The following is a 20,697-nucleotide window of genomic DNA, read 5'->3' as shown; positions in this document are numbered from 1 at the left end:
CTTTCCGATGAGCGCTTGCTCTCGCTGGTCCGTTGCTATAATCACACTCCGAGAAAGTGTCTTAACTACCAAACCCCGGCTGAGGTATTTACTCGTGACCTGTTGCACTTCAAATGTGAATCCACCTTCCGGCCTTCGCCGGTATGACGATCTCGGAGTTCACCTGTCAGGTTGAGGAGTCGTACCATCCCCGATTGAAATCTTACGGATGAACATCCTGGGTAAACCAATCCGCCGGCACTTCGCGCCCGACGCCTTTCGCTCGCGCCGCGTCGTAAACTTTTTTACCGACGGCGGCGAACTGCGCGCCCATGCCGAGATTGTTGACGAAGCCGGTGATCTGCCGGTCGCTCTCACGCCCCTTCACACGACCGCAAAGCAGATCGGCCAAGGTCGGCAGCGCCTGCCAATCGATGCCGCGCGCGGTCGGATGATCGCGCAAAGTAAAATCGTCGCGCTCGAAATGAGCCAACGCGCTCGAAGTCACGTTGTTCTCGGTGGCGTGGGTGTGGAGAATCAGGGGACTGCACGTTAGCAATGCCTCATCGTCGAACTCATCGCGCTGCATGGCGCTGATATGAACCCCTTCGCTCAATGCCCATCGGCCAAGAAACGGCCTTCGCGAATTGGTCGAGGTGATTAGAATGTCGACATCCTTGGCCGCCGCCTCGTAGGAATCCACCGGGACGATTTCCACGCCGGCTTGCGCGCTCATTTCCTTAGCGAATTTTTCCCGGTTGGCTTTGGTCGGGCTAAACACTTTGATCTTTTTGATTCTGCGCGCTTCGCACACCGCCAGCACCTGCGTGCCCGCTTGCCAGCCGGAACCGATCAAGCCGACGGTCTCGGAATTTTGCCGCGCCAGATATTTCGTCGACACACCGTTCGCGCCGCCGACACGAAAGCGCTGCAGCACGCCATCGTTCATGATCGCCAGCAACTCACCGTTGGCGGAACTGAAAAGCAGAATGATTCCCATCCAACGTTGCCCCGGTAACATCGGCAATTTCTCCCGCCGCATACCGCCGCCGCTGTCGCGCCAGGCGACGATGTCCGAGGAAAAGCGCAACGCCGCGGTGCCGAAATGAGGCGACGCACCGCTCATGCTCTTTAAATAATGCGCCATCGGCCCCTCGGCGTTCTGCGCCGCGGCCGTCGGGCTGTGCACGTCCGAACGCGGCGCCGTCACCGCCACGCCTTCGCCCATCTCACGGTAGAGAATCTCCAACGCCGCCATGGTGTCTTTCATGGTGATCAGCTCGGCGATTTCGTCGTTGTTTAAAAATAGCGGCATCTACTCTCCGGTTCCCTCTCCCACCGGGAGAGGGGCAGGGTGAGGGCAATTCGGATTCGGTCGCCCTCACCTCCATCCTCTCCCAAAGGGAGAGGAAGCAAGAATCTTTAGTCTCTAATATCCTGCAAGAACCACTCGGTGGGCAGTTCTCGGCCCAATCCTTTTTCCTTCGCCAGCTCATAAACTCTTCCAGCCACGGCGAAGAACTGCGCGCCTTGAATGTTGCCGCGCTCGGAATAGCTGATCTGTTTTTCCGAACTCCGGCCCTGCTTCGCGCCGCTCAGAATATCCGCCAAGAACACCGCACGCTCTTCGGCGATGACACCGTGACCGCGGACGCCGGCACGCTTCATTTGGAAAGCCCCGTTGTGCTTCGGTTTCGCCGCGTAGGTAATGTATTCGTCGGCGACGCCGAACTCGGGCAAACCCCAGGGCGCCGGCGCGTTGCCGAGGCGCAACGACACGTCGATGCGCTTCAACGTATCGTCATCAGGCTTACCGCCGACGCAGGTGACATGCGTCCCCTCTTCTAACCATTTCCCAATGACGATCGGCACCGCGGAATCGGTGCAACCGGCGACGATCTGCGCACCCTTGTAGACATCGCGCGGATGGCTCATCGGCACGACTTCCAAACCAAACTCCGTACTGATTTCCTTGGCATAGGCTTCGCGATTGGCTTTCGTCGGGCTATAGACTTGGATCTTTTTGATTTTACGCGCTTGCAAAAACGATTCGACATGAGAGCGCGCCATGCCGCCGGAGCCGATCATGCCCACCACCGTGGCATCTTCGCGAGCCATATATTTAGCGCCGATGCCGGAGTCGGCGCCGACGCGCATGTGCTGTAAATAACCGTCGTTGATCATCGCCAGCGGCTCGCCGTTCTCGATGCTGTTGAGCATGATCAAGCCACAGAAGTTTCCCGGCCGCACGCAATATTTTTCCTGGGTGATCGCGCCTTGATACTCCTGCTCATAAATCACGTCCGACTTCATACGGATCGCGAAGTAGCCCGACATCGACCCGCCTTCCATGGTGCCCCACTGATAAATCTTTTCTGAGTCTTTGGTTGGAATCTGAATGTCGATGCGCGGCCGGCACACCGCCTCTTCCCGCGCCAGCTCGCGATACGCCTTGTCCAAAGCGTTCATCGTAACTTCCATGGTCAATACTTGCTTCACGTCATCATTGTTGAGAAATAGCATTTTCCTTCAATTCCTTTTTGCCTTAGTAGCGCTGCCGATCGCTCTGAGCCAGTCGAAGCGTGTGGTTAATTTTCCGAGTCCGAAGAGGGCCGGTCGCGACCCGCCCCTACCATGCCCTCTGTGGTGAAAGCTTCGATCCTCTTTCCTACGAGCTTTGCCGCGATTTGCGGCTGTTCGCGCGGATGAAATTGATTGTGCACTTTTTTGAGCCGGGCACCGTCGACATGGGTATAAATCTGCGTCGTCGAAATATCGGCGTGGCCGAGCATGGTTTGCACCGCTCGCAGATCGGCGCCGCCTTCGAGCAGATGGGTGGCGAAGGAATGGCGCAACGTGTGCGGCGTGACCCGTTTATCGATGCCGGCGCTCAAAGCGTAGCGCCGAATCAGCTTCCAGAATCCCTGCCGGCTCATCGCCTTTCCCGAGCGGTTGGTGAACAGGTACGGACTGACCTTGCCTTTGAGCAAGCGCGGCCGCACGTCGGCCAAATAGCTCGACAACTTCTGGCGCGCCCACCGCCCGAAGGGCACCGCGCGCATCTTCGAGCCCTTGCCTTTGACGATAAGATAATTGCCGTCGAAATTAATCTGCTGGGTTTTGACCGTGATTAATTCCGAAACCCGTAAACCGCTGGCGTAAAGCAATTCCAACATCGCCTGATCACGGGCGCCGAGCAGCGCCGCGGCATCGGGTTGATTGAGCAACGTTTTCACATCGGCGCTGGACAAAGTTTTCGGCAGTTTGCGGGCGGGCGCCGCGGCGAGCAACTTGGGCACCGGACTTTCGCTGACGAGCCCCTCGATTTCGAGAAAGCGATAAAGCCGGCTGAGCGTCACCCGATGACGCGCCACGCTGCGCGGCCTCAAACCCTCGGCGCGCAACTGGGTCAAATAGGAACGTAGCTGTACCGAGTCGACTTCCAGCCAAGACAAAATATTCCGCCCGATGAGAAACTCGGCCAACCGGCGTAGATCGCGGCTATAGGCCTCGACGGTATTTTTCGCCAAACCCTTTTCCACGCTGATCATGGAAAGAAACGAATCAATGTACGGACTGAGCGACTCTTTCACGGCTCTCACTTTGCGGCGCCAAGGTCTGGCATAGCTGTTGGCGCAGGTTGTCGACGCGTTCGCCATCGATCACTTTTTTTCCCGTTTCGTCGGTGACGTAAAACACGTCGGCGACTTGATCGACATTGGTGGAAATCTTCGCCACATGGATCGACAAGCCAAGCAGATGGAGGATGTAAGTAATCGTAAACAACACGCCGATACGGTCCTCGGTGAAGATTTCGATCACCGTGAAATCGTCCGACACCTCGTTGTCGATATTGACGACGGTGGAAACCTTGGGCGCGTGGCGGCGTAAGTAGACCGTCCGCTTGGACGATTCCACCAGTTTAGCCACGTCGGTTTTGCCCTCCAGCACTTGTTCTAACAAAGTGCGGAAGCGCGTCCACTTTGGCTCCGCCATGACGATTTCCGCCCGGCCGTGATGGGAGATCCGAAAGACATCGAGAATCCGCCCGTCGTCCGTGGTAAAAATCCGCGCGTTGAGAATGTCGAGACTGAGGGCGGTTAGAACTCCGGTGATCGACGCGAACAGGCCGGGGCGATCCTGAGAACACACCATCACCGAGGTGCAATCCCGTTGGGGATAATGGGCCACCGCAACTTCGGTTTTCTTACCGCGCAGTTTTTCCATCAGCTCGAAGTGGCTCGGAATGTCGCTTTCCGACGTCGAAATAAAATAGCGATCCGGCATGTTGTCGATAAAGCGATCAACTTTGGCTTCGTCGTAATCCTTGATCAGCTGGCGGCGCGCGCGGGTCTGCACCCGGCGAATCACCGCGCGCACATCTTCGCGCTGGAACTCGCCCTTCTCCGCCTCTTCGAGCAAATTCAGAGTCTTGACGTAAAGTTCGCCCAACAGCGACGCCTTCCAGGGATTCCATACTTCCGGCCCCACGGCTTTGACATCGGCGAAGGTGAGCAGGAAAAGCATTTTGAGGTTGTTCGCGCTGCCCATGGTTTTGGCGAACTCGAAGATGGTTTTCTCATCTTCCAAGTCGCGGCGAAACGCCGTGTGGGTCATAAGTAAATGATGGCGCACGAGAAACTCGACCATGGCGCCGTCGTCGGCGTTGAGGCGCATGCGTTTGGCGATGGGCCGGACCATTTTCGCGCCGACCTCGGAATGGCCACCGCCGAAGCCCTTGCCGATGTCGTGAAACATCATGCCCAGATAGAGCAGCTCGATCTTCTCGGTTTCCCGGGCGATCTGCGTCAGCAACGGCAACGCGTCGATATACTCGCCGGCCTTGAGCTTCTCGATTTCCATCACCAGCATGAGCGAATGCTCGTCGACGGTGTAGGTGTGATAGGCGTCATGCAGCGCCATGCACAAAAGCCGGCCAAACTCGGGAATGAACGCGCCGAGCACGCCGCTACGATGCATTTCCAACAGCGTCTTGTAGACGCCGTCTTTCCACTTGAGAATATTGAAGAACGGCTCGTTGGCCGAAGCCGAGCGGCGAAACTCGTCGTCGATCCGCGCCGCGGATTGGCGTAGCAGCTCGCGCGACTCATGAGTCAACTCGCAGTTATATTTTTGCGCGTCGTCAAAGACGCTCAGCAAATTTTCCGGCCGCGATTGGAGAATTTCCGGCTTGGTGACATTGATATGACCGCGCGAGATGCGCACGCCTTCGCGCAACGTGCGTCCGAATACCAACGTATCGGCGAACCGCGGCTTGTCACAATCGATGACCCGGTGGATGATCAGGCTCGAGAGCCGGCTGATCTGCGCCGCATGGAGATAATAGGCGCGCATGAACACTTCGACGCCGCGCAAACTGCCTTCGCCTTCGTAGCCCAGCGCCACGCTGACGTTCTCCTGATGTTCGAAGGTCAACTGGTCTTGATGTTTGCCGGTGACGAAATGTAGCTCGTTACGCACTCGGAGCAAATACTCCTGGGACGCTTTGAGATTGGCGATGTCGGCGGCGCTGACCAGGCCCTTGAGCGCCAGGCTATCCAAATCCTTGGCCTTGAGCTTGGCGCGGGCGATCCACTGGGCGGTTTGGATATCGCGCAGACCGCCTTCGCCTTCTTTGACTTCGGGTTCGAGCAGGAAGACCGAGCCGCCGTAATCTTCGTGGCGCCGACGGCTTTCGTCGAGCTTCTCGCGCACGAAACGGTCGATGCCCTTCTTCTGCAATTTGGCTTCGATGGTCTTCTCGAACTCGCCGTAGAGGGAAAAATCACCGCATAAGAAACGCGCATCGAGCAACGCCGTGCGGATTTTCATGTCGCTAGCGCCCAAGCTGACGCAATCGGCGATGGTACGCGTCGCGTGGCCTACTTGCAGGCCGCTATCGTACAGCGTGTAAAGCAGTTTTTCGGTGAGAGTTTTGACGAACGGCGTCACTTTGCGTTCATGCAAGATGAGCAAATCAATATCGGATCGAGGATTGAGCTCGCCCCTGCCGTAACCGCCCTGGGCGACGATGGCGAAGCGCGGCCGCGCACCGGAGAAACGGAACAACAGATCGCCGCTGACGGCGCCCAACAGTTGGCGGATCAAATGATCCATCACCGTGGCGTAGGCCGCCGCCACCTCCAGGCCACCCGCCCCCTGGCGGTGGCGTTGGAACAACACCGCGCGGCCGCGGCCGATGTAGCTTTTGGCCAAGCCCTTCAAGTCGGGCTCGACCTGTGTTTCGTTTAACAACGCGAGAGATATTGCTACTGCATCCATAAATAATAATTTTTCATAGTGTCCGGGCGATCATAATAGCTTGCGCGTACTCTTGAATGCCGCGCATGAGCGCTTCGACCATAACGTCCTGGGCGCTCGCTTGGCTCATGATTCGGCCTTCGTTACGATGGGTGACAAAGCCCATTTCCACTAACACACTCGGCATGCGCGCGCCGACGAGCACGTAGAACAAGGCCTTTTTGACTCCGAGGTCTTTCACCTCGCCGAGCGGCTTGGCCATGCCGCTGACCGCCGACTTTTGCAGCCGGTGGGCCAAAGAAATCGAATCCTCGAGCTTCATGTTCTGAGTCATATCACTCAAGATGAATTGCAAATCGGAAACGTTTTTCCGCGACGTGCCGTTTTCCCGCGCGGCGAGCCGTAGCGCGGCCTCGTCGCTGGTGTTGTCGAGATAATAGGTTTCAATGCCGTGGGCCTCGCCGTTGACGCTGGCGTTCATATGCAGTGAAATGAATAAATCGGCGTCCTCGGCGTTGGCAATAGCGGTGCGGTTTTCCAGCGCGACGAAGCGGTCGCTCTTACGCGTCAAGACCACTTGAACGCCCAGCTCTTTTTGCAATTTGGCGGCCAATTTTTTTGCGATGGCCAAGACGATATCTTTTTCCGCGCTGCCGCCGACGCCGATGGCGCCGGGATCTTTGCCGCCGTGGCCGGGATCCAAGACGATCTTGCGAATGCCGCTCGGCGCCGCCGCAGCCGGTGCCGGCTTCTTGTCTTCCTTGCTCGCCGCGCCCCGTTTCACCGCCGGCTTCTTGACCGGAACTTCTATTGGCTTGGTTTCCGCCGGCGTCTTGGCCGGCTGCACGCCCTGCAAGTCGACGACCAAGCGATAGGGATCTGGCAGAATGAATGCGTTGTGGCCGCGCAGACTCTGCATGTCGAGCACCACGCGCACCACATCGGCGCTATACTGGCCGATGCGAATTTGCTTGAGCAGACCATCCTCCACCGGCACCGCTTCTTTCGCCGTCAGCGCCAAGCGCGCTCCGGCGATATCGATGTAAATGCGCGGCGGCACTCCCTTAGCGGCGTCCTCTTTCAACTGGCGAATTTCGTACTTGGCTTCCTGGGACAGATCCAACATCACCCGGGTGTAGGCCGGCGACGATAGGAAACGCACGCCGGTGACCCGCGCCTTATCGCTTGGCGCATTGGCAGGCGCGGGCGCCACGCGCTGCTCCGGCTCGACGCTTTGCGGCGCATCGCCTTTCTGCGTCTGAGCGTAGAGCGTTCCGGGTGCGGCCAACACAACGGCGCACAATCCCACGGCAAGCGGCATTGCATTTACTTTCATTCTAATTCCCACTCGATATCCGATCATTTTTTCGCCTGCTCGCTAAGTTGATGCAGCAGATTGAGCGCATCCAAAGGTGTCAGGCTGTTCACGTCGAGGTTGCTCAATCGATCGCGCAGGCAATTTTCCGCCGCGCTGAAAAGTCCCAACTGCATGGGGGGTTCGCCGCTTATTTGCGAGCGCGCGCTAAATCCTTCGGCGCGGCCGTTTTGGCTGCCTTCCAACTGGCTGAGAATTTCCTTGGCCCGTTCGATCACGCCCGAAGGCATGCCGGCCAAACGCGCGACGTGAATGCCGTAGCTGTGGCTAGCCGCGCCGGCGATCAAGTTGCGGAGAAAAATAATTTCGCCGCGCCATTCCTTCACCGCAAAATTGAAATTTTTGATGCGCTCTTTGGTTTCGCAAAGCTCGGTCAGCTCGTGATAATGGGTCGCGAACAACGTGCGCGGCCGGGCCGGCGCGTCGTGCAGCGACTCGGCCACCGCCCAGGCGATCGAAATACCGTCGAAGGTGCTGGTGCCGCGTCCCACTTCGTCGAGCAGAATCAAACTGCGCGCCGTCGCGTGGTGCAAAATATTCGCGGTCTCTTTCATCTCCACCATGAATGTCGACTCGCCGCGGGCCAAGGAGTCGGCGGCGCCGATGCGTGTAAAGATGCGATCGACGATGCCGATGCGCGCTTCCGCCGCGGGCACGAAGCTGCCCATCTGGGCAAGAATCGCGATCAACGCGACTTGACGCATGTAGGTCGACTTGCCGGCCATGTTCGGCCCGGTTAGGAGAATCAGCTGTTGTTCATCGGGATCGATCGCGCAATCGTTGGCGACGAAGGCGCCCCGCCCCACCGCGTTCTCCACCACCGGATGGCGCCCCTCGCGGATCGTCAAGCCGACAGTGGCATCGATCTGCGGCCGGATGAAACGCAACGCTTCGGCGACTTCCGCCAGGGCCACCAAGACATCGAGCACGGCCACGGCATTGGCGATGGATTTGAGCGCCGGATAATGCGCCGCCACTTGGGCGCGCACCCGCAGGAGCAACGCCGCCTCCAACTTTTCCATCAAGCTCTCGGCGTTGAGCACCTTGGCTTCGTACTCTTTGAGTTCGGGAGTGATGTAGCGCTCGCCGTTGGCCAGTGTCTGCTTGCGCAGATAGTCGTCGGGCACCGACTTCAAATGCGAACTGGTGACCTCGATGTAGTAACCGAACACTCGGTTGTAGCGCACCTTGAGCGTATGAATGCCGGTGCGCTTGCGCTCGCCAGCTTCGAACTGCGCCATCCAATCTTTGGCGTGGGCGCGGATGCCGCGGATCTCGTCCAACTCGGCGTCGAAGCCGGCGCGGATATAGCCGCCATCTTTGAGTGCGAAGGGCGGCTCGTCGACAATCGCCCGCTCGATCAGGTCAGTCACTTCCGGCAAATCGGCCAAATCGGCGCGGGCGCGGCTGAGCACTTCCCCTTCCACCGCCTGCAGCGAAGCGCGCAGGGCGGTGACGCCGCTTAACGTCAGCTTGATCGCGACTAAATCCTTGGGCGACGCCGTGCCCGACAAGACTCGACCGGCAAGCCGTTCAAGATCTTGAATTTTTTCTAAACCGAGGCGTAAATCCTGGCGCAGGGAAAAACTTTCGACCAATTCTTCGACGCCGTCGTAGCGCTCACGAATCGCCCGCTCGTCGAGCAACGGGTACAATAACCATTGGCGCAAGCGGCGCGCGCCCAGCGCGGTCTGGGTGCGATCGAGCAGCGCCAGAAGCGAGCCTTTGCGCTCACCTTGATAGTTGCTGACCAACTCCAAATTCAACCGCGTGGCGTCGTCCAAGACTAAATAATTGGCCACCGCGTAGGGTTCGAGATCGCGCAACAGCTTGACGGAATCGGGCGCGTTGCCTTCTAAGTAAGCAAGGATCGCCGACGCCGCGTGAATGCCGTCGGGGTAGCCGTTGGAGCCGTCAACGACCCGCGCGCCGGCCGAATCGGAAAACAACTCGTCGGCCACGGTGCTAAAATGAATCCATGGATATTCTTTGTAGAGCCGCTCGCTCAAGCGAGCATCTCGCTGGCCCAGCAAAATTTCGCTGGGGCGAATGCGCCCCAATTCATCGAGCAGCGCCGGCTCGTCGGCGACTTCAGTAAAGCGAAACTCGCCGGTGGTAATGTCAGTCAGCGCCAGGCCGAATTTTTCACTACCCTTGGACACCGCGGCGAGAAAATTGTTGCCCCGCGCATCGAGCGCTTCCACCGCGGTCACCGTGCCCGGTGTGATCACGCGCACCACTTCGCGTTTGACGACGCCCTTGGCTAACGCCGGATCTTCGACCTGCTCGCAGACCGCAACCTTGTGGCCGGCGTCCAATAATTTTTGAATATAAGGCTCGACGGAATGATAGGGCACGCCGCACAGCGGCACGCCGCCGTCGTCGCTCTTGTGGCGCGAGGTCAGCGCGATGTCGAGAATCTTCGACGCCGTGTGGGCGTCTTCGAAAAACATTTCGTAAAAATCGCCGAGACGAAAAAACAGGATGGCGTCTTGGTAGCGCTCCTTGATTTGCAAATACTGCTGCATCATCGGCGTGACTTTGGTCGGGTCCATTTTCTTATGCCGATCCGCTCCGTTTGTCGGCCATCTTACGTAACCGTTTGCGGCCCAAATCGAGCGCCACCCGTTTCACTCGGCCGTCGAGCTCGCGCACCAGACTGCCGATGCCCAACGAGACGACGAACTGGCGCTCCATGACGTCGAGAATCTTGCGCCGGTCGTTGGTGATGACGAACAGCTCTTCGCCGTCGGTTAGATATTTCAGCGACTCGGCGGGCCGCTGGGTGTGCGCCGAGTTGTCTTTGAGCGGCTTTAAGCAGCGCCGGATCTTTTGCAGCGCAAAGCCATGGTGTGCCAAATCTTTGATGACTTTGAGACAAATCAAATCGTGAAACGAATAGAGCCGCTTGGTGCCGCGTCCATCGGCCAACTTCACCGACGGCCGGATGAAATCGCGCTCATCCCAATATTGCAGCTGGCGCAGGCTGACGCCGACGATGCTGCTGGCGGTTTTACTGTCGTAAGCGTCCATGAATACTTGACGGAAGGGATGAAAACACTGATGTTTCCAAAAAGGTAGACGGATGATGGCGCAAAGTCAAGGAAACTTCTATTGACCGATGATCCTGGATATGGTGATTAAAGGTCATGAGTTTTCCCGCGAACCTTTTGGTCGGCACTTCGAGTTGGTCGAGCAGCGACTGGCTTGGCAGCTTTTACCCGCCCAACTTGAAGCCGGGGCAATTCATCGAAGCCTACTCCCAAAAATTTTCCGCTGTCGAAATCGACTCGACCTACTACAGCATTCCGTCGCCGCATGTCGTCGCCAACTGGAGAGAAAAGACCCCGCCAGGTTTCATCTTCACGGCGAAAATACCGGGAACTATCACCCATCAGAAAGTGCTCAAGGACTGCCAACAGGAGTTCACGACGTTTTTGAATAATATGTCGCTCCTCGGCGACCGCCTCGGCCCATTGCTGCTGCAATTCCCCTATTTCAATCGCAACGTTTTTCCCTCCCGCGCGCCCTTCGAGAAGCTGCTTGTGCCGTTTCTAAAAACCCTGCCCAAGGAATTCAAATTCGCCTTGGAGATTCGCAACAAGAACTGGATCAGCTGGGACTTCCTCGAACTGTTGCGCGACCATCGAGTCGCCTTCGCTCTGGTCGCCCAAGCCTGGATGCCGTCCATCGATACCTTGGCGAAAGCCCTCGACCTGGTCACTAGCGATTTTACCTACGTGCGCTTCATCGGCGACCGCAAAGCGATCGAAGCGAAAACCCAGCGTTGGGACAAATTGATCGAAGATAAAACTCCGGAGATGTCGGTCTGGGTCAGGGAGCTAAAAAAGATCACCGATAAAGGTGTGAAGACTTATGCCTTCTTCAACAACCACTATGCCGGCTTTTCGCCAGGCTCGGTGAAACAGTTCGAAGACTTGTGGGAGAAAAACTGAATTCTTCCTCCGCGTAGGGGCCGGTCGCGACCGGCTCTTGCTCGGATACGGAGTATTGGCCGCATAGAACGCAAAACAGAATCGGCCTTTGTAGGAGCAAGGCGTGCCTTGCCCTCTTTAAAACCATAGCGCAGCCGGAGCCGCCATGACCATCATCGACGCCCAAGTTCACATATGGAAACCGGAAACGCCCGAGCGGCAGTACATCACCGTCGACGCGTCAAAACCGCACCGTCCGGTGCCGCTAACCTACGAGTGCCTACTCGACGAAATGGCTCGTGCCGGCGTCGATCGCGCGATCCTCGTGCCGCCGTCATGGGAAGGCTACCGCAATGACTACGCTTTGGAAGCGGCGCAAAAACATCCTGATCGCTTCGCCATCATGGGCAAACTTCCGCTCAACGATCCGGCGGGTAAAAATAAATTGGCAACCTGGCTCCAGCAGCTCGGCATGCTCGGCTTTCGCATCAGCTTTCGCCACGGCGGCACCGATTCGTTTATCGACGACGGCACCGGGAATTGGTTTTGGGCCGGCTGCGAACGGTACGATATTCCGGTGATGGTCTTCGCTCCCTTTGCGGTGGAGAAAATCGCCGTCATCGCCGAGCGCCATCCAAACCTCCGCCTGATCGTCGATCACATGGGACTCAACGTGCAGTGGAAAGGCAAAGACTTGGCGCCCGGCGTCGACGTGCTACTCAAGTTCGCCCGCTTCAGGAACGTCGGCGTCAAAGTTACCTGTCTGCCTTGTTACGTCGCCGAGTCTTATCCCTATCCAACATTGCATCGGCAAATTCGCCGTGTCGTCGACGCCTTCGGACCTGAAAGAATATTTTGGGGCACCGATCTTTCTCAGTCGCCCTGCACCTATCGGCAAAACGTCACGCTGTTCACCGAAGCGCTGGACTTCCTCAGCAACTCCGACAAAGAGTGGATCATGGGCAAGGCGCTGGCAGCCTGGCTGCGTTGGCCGCTGCCGAGCGAATGATTCACCTCAACCTGCCGACACTTTTACTATTCGGTGCGATTTTATTTCTCAATCCAAGTTGTACCGCGCTCACACCGACAAGAATCGCGAGCAATCGCCCAAGCGGAATCGAGCTGAAGCCTTGCAACGCAGCGCGTCTCGAACGCGCCGCACTGTGCGCTAAATATTCCGTCTACGAAGACCGCACCGCGCAGTCCGGTCGAACCATCCCACTTAACATCGTCATTCTCCCCGCCACCGATGCGGAATCAAAAACCGATGCGATATTTTTTCTCGCCGGCGGACCGGGACAAGGCGCCGGCAGCATCGCTAACAATGCTGCGCTGTTCGCCGAGTTGCGGCGCGAGCGCGATGTGGTCTTCGTCGATTTGCGCGGCACCGGCGAATCTCATCGCCTCGCCTGCCCGGCGCCACCGGAGCGCGCCGAAGGACAAAGTTTCTTTGGTGAGATTTTAGAACCGTCCACCATCCGCGCCTGCCGCGACAGCTTGGATAAAATCGCCGACCTCAAGCACTACGGCACCGCCAACGCCGTGGCGGATCTGGAAGAAGTGCGCGCCGCACTGAATTACGACAAGATCAACCTATACGGCGTCTCCTACGGGACCCTGGCCGCGTTCGAATATTTACGCCGCTATCCCGAGCGCGTGCGCGCCGCCGCCCTCGCCGGTGTGCTGACAGCCGCAGCAAAACTGCCGCTCCACTTCCCGACGGCGGCGGAGCTGGCGCTGCAGCGCGTCTTTGAAGATTGCCACGATGATGAGAGCTGCCGCGGCAAGTTTCCCGATTTGCGCGGCGACTTTGCCAAAGTCCTCGCTGGATTCGAGCGCGGACCGATCATGATCGACATCGAACATCCGACCCGCAAGGCGCGCCAATCGGTAAGTCTGTCGCGCGCCATTTTCTCTGAGCGCGTGCGCGCCCTGCTGCATAGCCACAGCGGCGCCAGAGTGATTCCCCTGCTGATCCATGACCCGGCGCACGGCAACTGGACCACCTTCGGTAAAATCGCCGCGGCCTTCATCCCGCCGTCGGCCTTCGGCATCGCCACGGGAGTTTATTACAGTGTTACCTGCGGCGAGTCCGTTGCCGCGATCAGCGAAGCGGAGATCGGCCAGGAAAGCCAAAATACTTTTCTCGGCGACTACCGCATCCGACGCCACCATCAAGCCTGTGAAGCGTGGCCGCGCGGTGCGCTCGATCCCGACATTGGCCAGCCTGTTGCTTCGACATCGCCGATCCTGATGCTCTCCGGCGACAGCGATCCGGCGACGCCAATGTCACTTGGAAAAGAGGCGATGAAATTTCTTCCCAACGCGCGCCAAATCATTCTGCGCAACACGCCGCACAGCTACACATCTGAATGCGCGCGCAGCATGATCGCGGTATTCATCTCCCGCGGCGAAGCCAATGCCGTCGACGCGAGCTGCGCAGCGCGCCAGCGCCGGCCACCCTTTGTCACCGAACTACCAGTGCAACTCAACTAAAAAAATAATGGCACAACCATCCGCCGTAGGGGCGGACCCGCGTGTCCGCCCGTCCGCAGGGCAAACACCTAGGTTTGCGCAAACAATCGGATCAGGCCCAGATAATTTTTTTGAAGATTCGCCCAGAAAAGATTAACCACGAAACACACGAAAGGGGCGAAATTCGGAAAATCCCTTTTCGTGTATTTCGTGGTTTTCGTGGTTAAAAGAATTGATTCCGAAAACTAATCACAAAACCGCAGAGAAAATATATTTCAGCTAGGCCGCGACGTTACACTTCCTACAATTTCTCCTGCGCGCGCAGTTCGCGCATGCGCCAGGCGATCACTTCTTCGACTCCATCGCCCAGCAAAGCTCCCGGCAGCGCGGCAGGCTCGGCGCCGAGTTGGATCAGTTTTTCGCGCATGTTGCTGAGGGTGGCGTGCAAGCGTTGATAGTCGTCGACAAAAACCACGCAGGCTTTGAGTTTGTCGTCGATGCTCATCAGACAGCGCTCCAGTGATTTGCTCTCCCCTTCAAAGACGCCGGCGACCTGCTGGCGGATCTCGAAGTTTTGCTGCGACAGCGTTTCGTTGATATGCACGAGATTGATTTTCATCTGCAGGATGATGTCCATCAACCGTTCCGCCGATTGTCCGCTCATAGCTGCACCTTCGCTGCCTTTCAAAAATGATCTTGCCTAGCGCGCTGCCAGTTCTTTCAAAGCATCACGCAAAAAACTCTGGTCGACGAACTTCGCCGGATTGGGCACGCTCTTTAGCTGATTCTGCTCGGCGTAGATTTGCGCGACAATGCCGAGCCCATCCAGCGTCACGTCCGCCGTCGGATGCCACAGCCCCTTCTCGGTGTAAAAATCCCAGCCCTTGCGGGCGTAGTCGCGCTTCAAACCCATCTCCTTGGCGAGCAGATCCGCCGCCGCGTCCTTGTTGCTATATATCCAGCGGCAGGCCAACACAATCGCTTTCATGAAGCGCACCAGGACCGGACGATTTTTTTCCGCCCAGGGGCGGAGCACCGAGTAAACCGACAGCTGGTAATGGGGAATCACATCGATAAACCGGCCGATGGTGTTGAAGCCCTGCTCCTCGGCGACGTAATTGACCGGCAGCGACAACGGCGCCGCGGCGATCTGACCCGACGCCAGCGCGGCCAACGCCTGGGGCGTGCCGCCGACGTTGATCAGCTTGTAATCCCGGTTGAATTCGAGGCCCTTGGCTTTGAGCACGCGGCGAAACGCGAAGGCGGTGCCGGCGGTCAAACTGTTGGCGCCGAGCGTCGCGCCGCGCAAATCGTCGTAGGTTTTATAATTCTTGCCGGCCATGATCGACTGACTCAGGCCGTTGATAATCCCGCCGACGATGATCATGTCCAAGCCACGGTCGAAGGCGGCGATGGGCGCGTCGGAAGACGCGCCGGAAACTTGCAGTGAGCCGCCAGCCAACGCCTGCGTCGACACATCCGAACCGCGAATCAGCAAGACTTCCACGTCGAGTTTTTGTTGCGTGAAAAACCCTTGCCGCGAGGCCACCCAAAGGGGACCGAAGCCGAAGGTTTTAGCGACGACACTGGCACGGAGTTTAACGGTTTCTTGGGCTTCAGCGAGGGCCGCCGACAGAGCGAGAATTAGCAGCAGCGAACATCGAGCAATAGTTTTTCCCATGTACTCCTCGCGCTCGACCGGCACTCACTGGGCGCGGAGCTTAAGTCAGCACTTCATCTTTACGCCACTGGTCGATGGTGGCGCTATCGTAGCCTAGCAATCCGCCCAGGATGGCATCGTTGTCGGCGCCCAAACGGGCCGGCAAACGGAGCGGCTCTTCGGCCATGCCGCGAATCATGAAGCCGCTGCGCGGGATTTCGAAGGGGCCGATCAGCGATTCCGTAAACGGCGAAAAATAATTGCGATGGCGCAGCTGGGGGTCATTGAGCAAATCGGCGCCGGTCTGCACCACGCTGGCGGGCACACCGGCGGTTTGGCAGCGAGTCATGACTTCTTCCGCGGCGCGCGCGCCGGTCCATTCCACAACAATCTCATCTAATGCTGATCGATTCTTCAAGCGCAGTTGCAGATCGGTAAAGCGCCCGTCGCTGACTAATTCGCCACGGCCAATAACCCGGCAGAAAGCGCGCCACTCGTCATCGTCGCGCACCGAGATCACGCACCAGCGATCTTCCCCTTGGCATCGGTAGACGCCGTGGGGCGCGGCCAACGCGTAATGATTGCCCTGAGGCTTGGGATCGCTGCCGTTCACCGAAGTTTCTAAATAAGTCGTGCCAAGAACCGCCGCGGTGCCTTCGATCTGCGCCAGGTCGATGGTCACGCCTTTGCCGCTGCGCCGGCTGTTGAGCAGCGCGGCGATCATCAGGGTCGGTCCCAAGACAAATCCCAAATGATCGGGATAAACGCCCTGACTGCCGATCGGCCGATCTTGTTCGGGATGATTCCACAGATAGGTGATGCCGGAAAAGGCGGTGAGGTTGAAACCCCAAGTGCCGTAGCTGCTCTTAGGCCCTTCCGTGCCAAAGCCCGGCAGCTTCAAAATCACAAGCTTTGGATTAACTTTGCGCAGCTCGTCGTCGCCCAAACCCAATTTATCCAATACCCTCGGACGAAAATTCTGCAAGATCGCATCGGATTTGCCGGCAAGCTCGCGAATCAGCTTCACGCCAATCGGATTTTTCAAATCGATGGACAGCGAGCGCACGCCGAGATTGCACTCGATAAAACGCGGCGCCTCGTCGATGTCTTTGTGCTGGCCGTAATGGCGAAAGGTATCCAGGCCACCTTTACGCGACTCGATCTTGATCACCTCCGCGCCATAATTGGCCAGCAAGCGGCCGGCGTACGGGCCGGCGTAGCCGGTGGTGAAAGCCAGGATGCGGACGCCCTTCAATATCTCGTTGGTAGTGGACATGGTGTCAATTCTAAATTCCAGATTCCAAATTCAAAATTACAGATTTCCATTCCGAACCAATCTGGAATCTGGAATTTGTAATCTGGAATTCTTCAAATCACTCCCTCAGCCGTCAGCGCCGCAAGATCGTCGGTGCTCATGCCGAGTTCGCCGCACAGCACTTCATGATTATGCTGCCCCACCAACGGCGCCGGCGACGGGCCGGTGCGTTTGCCGTCGACCATGAAAAAGTTGCCCGGCGCGTCGAAGGTGCCGAGCACCGGATGGGTGACCGGGCTGAAAAAACCGCGCGCTTGAATATGTGGGTCCTTCATGAAATCCGACGGCGAGTTCACCGGCAGACCGGGGATGCCATGCTTCTGCATCAGCTCGGCGAGATCCTCTTTGTTGAAGCGCATGGTGAACGACGTCACTTCCGAGTTGATATAGTCCGCCTGTTGGCGCCGCAGATTGCTGTTGACCCATTTAGGATCGTCCAGCGCCGGATCGTGATCCGACCAGACTTTGAGCAGCAGCGGCCAATGAGTTTGCGTAACGAACAGCGCGATCCAGCCGTTTTTGCACTGGAACAAATTCGCCGGCGCGTTGTGCTGGTGCTGGCTGCCGGCGCGCTTCATCACCCGGCCGTCGGAAGAAAAATTAAAAGCCACATGTTCGTGCAGCGCCATGCTGGCCTGCATCGACGTATCGATCCACGCGCCGATGCCGCGCATTTCGCGCTGCCACAGCGCCAGCATGGTACCGTAGCACGCCATCAAACTGGCGTAATAATAAGCCTGCGTCTCCGGCGGATTGCACGGCGTCATCTTGGGATCGCCGCTGATGTAGAGCAGCGCGCCCATGGCGCTGCCGACGATGTCCGGCGCTTTGTAATGGGCGTAGGGACCATCTTGGCCGAATCCGCTGAGGGAAACCAAAATCAACTTGCGCTGTTTTTCCAGCAGCTGTTCGTAGCCGAGATTGTGCGCCGCCAAATAGCCAGGCTCGAAAGTTTCGAGCAAGATATCGGTCTTGGCGACCAGGTCGAAGAATATCTTGCGGCCGCGATCTTTGGTGATATCGAGTGTCAGGCTTTTCTTGCCGCCGTTGAGATAAGCGAAGCGCAAGCTGCCTTCGCGATGCGCATGACCGTTGGCGAAGGGCGGTTCCAGCCGCCCAGCATCGCCGCCCGGCGCTTCGATCTTGATCACATCCATGCCGAGATCGTGCAGCGCCTTGCCGCAAAACGACCCCATGGACGAACTCAAGTCGAGCACGCGGTAGCCGGAGAGAAGACTTGTTGCTTGGTTGTTATCGCTCATGGAAAGTCTATCTGGAGTATTGGGGTTTTTCCGGACCCATCACCCCATTCTTCTCTCTCACTTGTGATTTCTAATAATATGTTCCGCCAGCCGCCACCGTAAAACTTCCGGCGTCCCTTCGGTGATACGCAGGCTGCGCACTTGGCGGTACCACCATTCCAACGGCAGTTCGCGCATGAGCCCTAGACCGCCGTGCACTTGAATCGACCGATCAACCACGCGGCTGGCCATCTCGGCGCATTGAATTTTCGTCATATAAGACAGCTGGCGAATATCTTCGCCGCGGTCGTGGCGCCAGGCGCACTCGTAAACCATCAAGCGGCAGGCGTGCAGCTCCATCGCCGAGTCGGCGATCATGAACTGAATCGCCTGGCGGTTGGACAAGGGTTGGCCGAAGGTGGTGCGCACTTTGGAATATTCGATCATCATGTCGAGGGCGCGCGACGCAATACCCACCGGCCGCGCGCCATGGCCGCGCACGCGCCCTTCTTCGATCCATTTTTGCGCGATGGAAAAGCCTTGGCCTTCGCCGCCGATCATATCGGCCGCCGCCACCCGGACGTTTTCGAAATGAATCTGCCCCGGCGTGTCGCCCATCATCGTCGGCCACAATTTTTCCAGGGTCACGCCGGGCGCCTTCATGCTCACCATGAAACAGCTGACGCCGCCGCGCGCGCCTTTGACCGGATCGGTGATGGCAATAACCTGGGCGTAGTCGGCGTTCTTGGCGCCGGTGATAAATCTTTTCGTGCCGTTGACGATGTAGTGATCGCCGTCTTTGACCGCGCGGGTTTTCATGCCCGCCGGATCGCTCCCGGCATCCGGCTCGGTCTGGGCGAAGCAAACTTTGATTTTGCCATCGATCACCGGCTGCAAGAAACGTTTTTTCTGCTCTTCGTTGCAATGAAACAAAACCGGCCGCACTTCGGGACCGAAGATCGGCGCATAGCGAAATGGAATCGCGATGGTGCGCGCCACTTCTTCCATGATCACACAGCGGCTCATCAGATCGAGCCCCGCGCCGCCATATTCCTCCGGCACGTCGAGCAACCACAAACCGATCGCCTTGGCTTTTTCCTGCAGCGGCGCGATGAACTGCTCGGGCATATCCTCGCCTTCCGGCCGGCATTCGCGCTCCAGCGGAATCAGCTCACGGTCGACGAACTTGCGCACCGTGTCTTTGAGCAGTTGCAACTCTTCGGGGAGATTGAAGTCCATCGTTCGATTCGAAAGAGAATTCAGAAGTCAGCAGTCAGAAACCAGAAGCAGAATTCAGAAGTCAGAATACAGAAGCCAGAACTATGATCCGGACTTCTTCTCTTAACTTCTGGATTCTGACTCCTGAATTCTGACTTCTACGCTTACTTCGCGTTCCGGTTATATTCGCCCAATCCCGGGCGATAAGTCTTCTTGTCTAGGAACTGTTCCATGCCGGTCTCGCGGCCCTTTTCCGGATCGGTGAGACGCAGCGCGGTGCCCTTGGCACTCATGTATTCTTCCGCCTGGCCGTAGTCCATGGTGCGGCAGTGTTTGTAGACTTCCTTGGCGGCGCGCAACACCGCGGGATTTTTCTTTTTCAGCTTATCGGCAAGCGCCATGGTCTCGGCGCGGAGCTTTTCTTTCGGCACAGCGTAATTGATCAACTTCATTTCAGCGGCTTTTTTGCCGTCGAACGGATCGCCAGTCATGATACACCACATGGCGTCGCGGTAACTCATCGCATCGGCCAGCACACGGCTGACCAATCCGCCGGGGAAAATACCCCAGTTCACTTCGCTCAAACCAAAGGTGGCATCTTCGGCCGCGATGGCGAAATCGCAAGCGATCAGCGGTGTGAAGGCGCCGCCAAAGCAAAAGCCGTTTACCATAGCGATGGTCGGCTTGGGGAACCAGAACAGCCGGCGCCAGCGCCATTCCTGCGACGCCCAGCTCGCCTTGCGCCGCTCCAATGCATTGTTGTCGGTGCCGCGAAAATATTCGCGCAAGTCTTGCCCCGCGCACCAGCTCGGCCCCGCGCCGGTGAGCACCAGCACCTGGGTTTCCTTGTCGACTTCCAGCTCAGTCAACGCTTCGAGCATGTCGTAGTGCAGTTGCGGATTCATGGCGTTACGCTTCTCGGGGCGATTGAGCGTCACCCATGTCGTGCCATCCTCTTTTTCCACTTTGACGGTCTTATATTCTTTCCATAATGTTAGAGCCATCCTTCGTTACCTCCTTATTTAATTTCACGATTCATCCTTACTTATTCGACCCGCCGGGAATCTGTCAAGCGATTCATGAAACATTTGTTGTAGCAAGGTGATTATGTCAGGGGTTAACGGCAACGTAATTATGTCAGGGTGGAAGGATGACAACCCTGACAATGAAAGACGAGAAACGACTAGACGTAATTCAACGAGTATATCGCAGCGAGATCACCGTGGTTGAGGCCGCAC

General features: G+C 57.7%; 16 protein-coding genes. 3 read left to right on the top strand and 13 right to left on the bottom strand.

Annotated elements, in window-relative coordinates; translation table 11 throughout:
- Positions 1 to 202: 202 nt before the first annotated feature.
- The 7 genes from EXR70_19105 to EXR70_19075 all read right to left on the bottom strand — a co-directional run bounded on the left by EXR70_19105 (position 203) and on the right by EXR70_19075 (position 10,648).
- The gene (locus tag EXR70_19105) at positions 203 to 1,294 is read right to left on the bottom strand and encodes an ornithine cyclodeaminase family protein (GenBank protein MSP40601.1); all 1,092 of its coding nucleotides are present in this window, start codon (positions 1,292 to 1,294) and stop codon (positions 203 to 205) included.
- 107 nt (positions 1,295 to 1,401) lie between these two features.
- Positions 1,402 to 2,502, bottom strand: a complete 1,101-nt coding sequence (locus EXR70_19100; protein ID MSP40600.1) for an ornithine cyclodeaminase family protein — start codon at positions 2,500 to 2,502, stop codon at positions 1,402 to 1,404.
- A 65-nt stretch (positions 2,503 to 2,567) separates the two neighbouring features.
- A complete protein-coding gene (xerD, locus tag EXR70_19095; GenBank protein ID MSP40599.1) occupies positions 2,568 to 3,638 on the bottom strand; it encodes a site-specific tyrosine recombinase XerD in 1,071 nt (356 codons plus the stop codon).
- Positions 3,544 to 6,261, bottom strand: a complete 2,718-nt coding sequence (gene glnD / locus EXR70_19090) for a [protein-PII] uridylyltransferase (protein ID MSP40598.1) — start codon at positions 6,259 to 6,261, stop codon at positions 3,544 to 3,546. Before glnD ends, xerD begins: the two co-directional genes overlap by 95 nt.
- 13 nt (positions 6,262 to 6,274) lie before the next feature.
- On the bottom strand, positions 6,275 to 7,603 hold the full coding sequence (locus tag EXR70_19085; protein MSP40597.1) for an N-acetylmuramoyl-L-alanine amidase: 1,329 nt from the start codon (positions 7,601 to 7,603) through the stop codon (positions 6,275 to 6,277).
- A complete protein-coding gene (gene mutS, locus EXR70_19080) occupies positions 7,600 to 10,170 on the bottom strand; it encodes a DNA mismatch repair protein MutS (GenBank protein ID MSP40596.1) in 2,571 nt (856 codons plus the stop codon). Before mutS ends, EXR70_19085 begins: the two co-directional genes overlap by 4 nt.
- A gap of 4 nt (positions 10,171 to 10,174) precedes the next feature.
- Positions 10,175 to 10,648 (bottom strand): MerR family transcriptional regulator, encoded by a 474-nt coding sequence (locus EXR70_19075; protein MSP40595.1) that lies wholly within the window; start codon positions 10,646 to 10,648, stop codon positions 10,175 to 10,177.
- Between the two features lie 116 nt (positions 10,649 to 10,764).
- Here EXR70_19075 and EXR70_19070 point away from each other — a divergent pair, with 116 nt between their 5' ends.
- From EXR70_19070 to EXR70_19060, 3 genes are all read left to right on the top strand, one after another.
- A complete protein-coding gene (locus EXR70_19070; GenBank protein MSP40594.1) occupies positions 10,765 to 11,571 on the top strand; it encodes a DUF72 domain-containing protein in 807 nt (268 codons plus the stop codon).
- A 145-nt stretch (positions 11,572 to 11,716) separates the two neighbouring features.
- A complete protein-coding gene (locus tag EXR70_19065) occupies positions 11,717 to 12,559 on the top strand; it encodes an amidohydrolase (protein ID MSP40593.1) in 843 nt (280 codons plus the stop codon).
- Complete coding sequence (locus tag EXR70_19060; GenBank protein ID MSP40592.1) at positions 12,556 to 14,046, top strand: alpha/beta fold hydrolase; 1,491 nt, start codon at positions 12,556 to 12,558, stop codon at positions 14,044 to 14,046. The genes EXR70_19065 and EXR70_19060 overlap by 4 nt, the downstream gene beginning before the upstream one ends.
- 280 nt (positions 14,047 to 14,326) lie before the next feature.
- Here EXR70_19060 and EXR70_19055 read toward each other — a convergent pair whose 3' ends face one another.
- The 6 genes from EXR70_19055 to EXR70_19030 form a co-directional block, all read right to left on the bottom strand.
- The gene (locus tag EXR70_19055) at positions 14,327 to 14,689 is read right to left on the bottom strand and encodes a hypothetical protein (GenBank protein MSP40591.1); all 363 of its coding nucleotides are present in this window, start codon (positions 14,687 to 14,689) and stop codon (positions 14,327 to 14,329) included.
- Between the two features lie 36 nt (positions 14,690 to 14,725).
- Positions 14,726 to 15,706: an ABC transporter substrate-binding protein gene (locus tag EXR70_19050; GenBank protein MSP40590.1), complete on the bottom strand. Its 981-nt coding sequence runs from the start codon at positions 15,704 to 15,706 to the stop codon at positions 14,726 to 14,728.
- A 40-nt stretch (positions 15,707 to 15,746) separates the two neighbouring features.
- Positions 15,747 to 16,961, bottom strand: coding sequence for a CoA transferase (locus EXR70_19045; protein ID MSP40589.1), 1,215 nt, complete (start codon positions 16,959 to 16,961; stop codon positions 15,747 to 15,749).
- A 92-nt stretch (positions 16,962 to 17,053) separates the two neighbouring features.
- The gene (locus EXR70_19040; GenBank protein MSP40588.1) at positions 17,054 to 18,262 is read right to left on the bottom strand and encodes a CoA transferase; all 1,209 of its coding nucleotides are present in this window, start codon (positions 18,260 to 18,262) and stop codon (positions 17,054 to 17,056) included.
- A 57-nt stretch (positions 18,263 to 18,319) separates the two neighbouring features.
- A complete protein-coding gene (locus EXR70_19035; GenBank protein MSP40587.1) occupies positions 18,320 to 19,480 on the bottom strand; it encodes an acyl-CoA dehydrogenase in 1,161 nt (386 codons plus the stop codon).
- 143 nt (positions 19,481 to 19,623) lie between these two features.
- On the bottom strand, positions 19,624 to 20,463 hold the full coding sequence (locus EXR70_19030; GenBank protein ID MSP40586.1) for a p-hydroxycinnamoyl CoA hydratase/lyase: 840 nt from the start codon (positions 20,461 to 20,463) through the stop codon (positions 19,624 to 19,626).
- Positions 20,464 to 20,697 lie beyond the last annotated feature (234 nt).

This window comes from Deltaproteobacteria bacterium (assembly GCA_009692615.1).
In the GTDB taxonomy this organism is placed as follows: Bacteria; Desulfobacterota; Binatia; order UBA9968; family UBA9968; genus DP-20.
This window is presented reverse-complemented; position numbering and strand designations above follow the sequence as displayed.

Excerpts from the sequence above, each read along its gene's own strand:
- EXR70_19105 (MSP40601.1), bottom strand. The coding sequence starts at position 1,294 with ATGCCGCTATTTTTAAACAACGACGAAATCGCCGAGCTGATCACCATG.
- EXR70_19100 (MSP40600.1), bottom strand. The coding sequence starts at position 2,502 with ATGCTATTTCTCAACAATGATGACGTGAAGCAAGTATTGACCATGGAA.
- xerD (MSP40599.1), bottom strand. The coding sequence starts at position 3,638 with ATGGCGAACGCGTCGACAACCTGCGCCAACAGCTATGCCAGACCTTGG.
- glnD (MSP40598.1), bottom strand. The coding sequence starts at position 6,261 with ATGGATGCAGTAGCAATATCTCTCGCGTTGTTAAACGAAACACAGGTC.
- EXR70_19085 (MSP40597.1), bottom strand. The coding sequence starts at position 7,603 with ATGATCGGATATCGAGTGGGAATTAGAATGAAAGTAAATGCAATGCCG.
- mutS (MSP40596.1), bottom strand. The coding sequence starts at position 10,170 with ATGGACCCGACCAAAGTCACGCCGATGATGCAGCAGTATTTGCAAATC.
- EXR70_19075 (MSP40595.1), bottom strand. The coding sequence starts at position 10,648 with ATGGACGCTTACGACAGTAAAACCGCCAGCAGCATCGTCGGCGTCAGC.
- EXR70_19070 (MSP40594.1), top strand. The coding sequence starts at position 10,765 with ATGAGTTTTCCCGCGAACCTTTTGGTCGGCACTTCGAGTTGGTCGAGC.
- EXR70_19065 (MSP40593.1), top strand. The coding sequence starts at position 11,717 with ATGACCATCATCGACGCCCAAGTTCACATATGGAAACCGGAAACGCCC.
- EXR70_19060 (MSP40592.1), top strand. The coding sequence starts at position 12,556 with ATGATTCACCTCAACCTGCCGACACTTTTACTATTCGGTGCGATTTTA.
- EXR70_19055 (MSP40591.1), bottom strand. The coding sequence starts at position 14,689 with ATGAGCGGACAATCGGCGGAACGGTTGATGGACATCATCCTGCAGATG.
- EXR70_19050 (MSP40590.1), bottom strand. The coding sequence starts at position 15,706 with ATGGGAAAAACTATTGCTCGATGTTCGCTGCTGCTAATTCTCGCTCTG.
- EXR70_19045 (MSP40589.1), bottom strand. The coding sequence starts at position 16,961 with ATGTCCACTACCAACGAGATATTGAAGGGCGTCCGCATCCTGGCTTTC.
- EXR70_19040 (MSP40588.1), bottom strand. The coding sequence starts at position 18,262 with ATGAGCGATAACAACCAAGCAACAAGTCTTCTCTCCGGCTACCGCGTG.
- EXR70_19035 (MSP40587.1), bottom strand. The coding sequence starts at position 19,480 with ATGGACTTCAATCTCCCCGAAGAGTTGCAACTGCTCAAAGACACGGTG.
- EXR70_19030 (MSP40586.1), bottom strand. The coding sequence starts at position 20,463 with ATGGCTCTAACATTATGGAAAGAATATAAGACCGTCAAAGTGGAAAAA.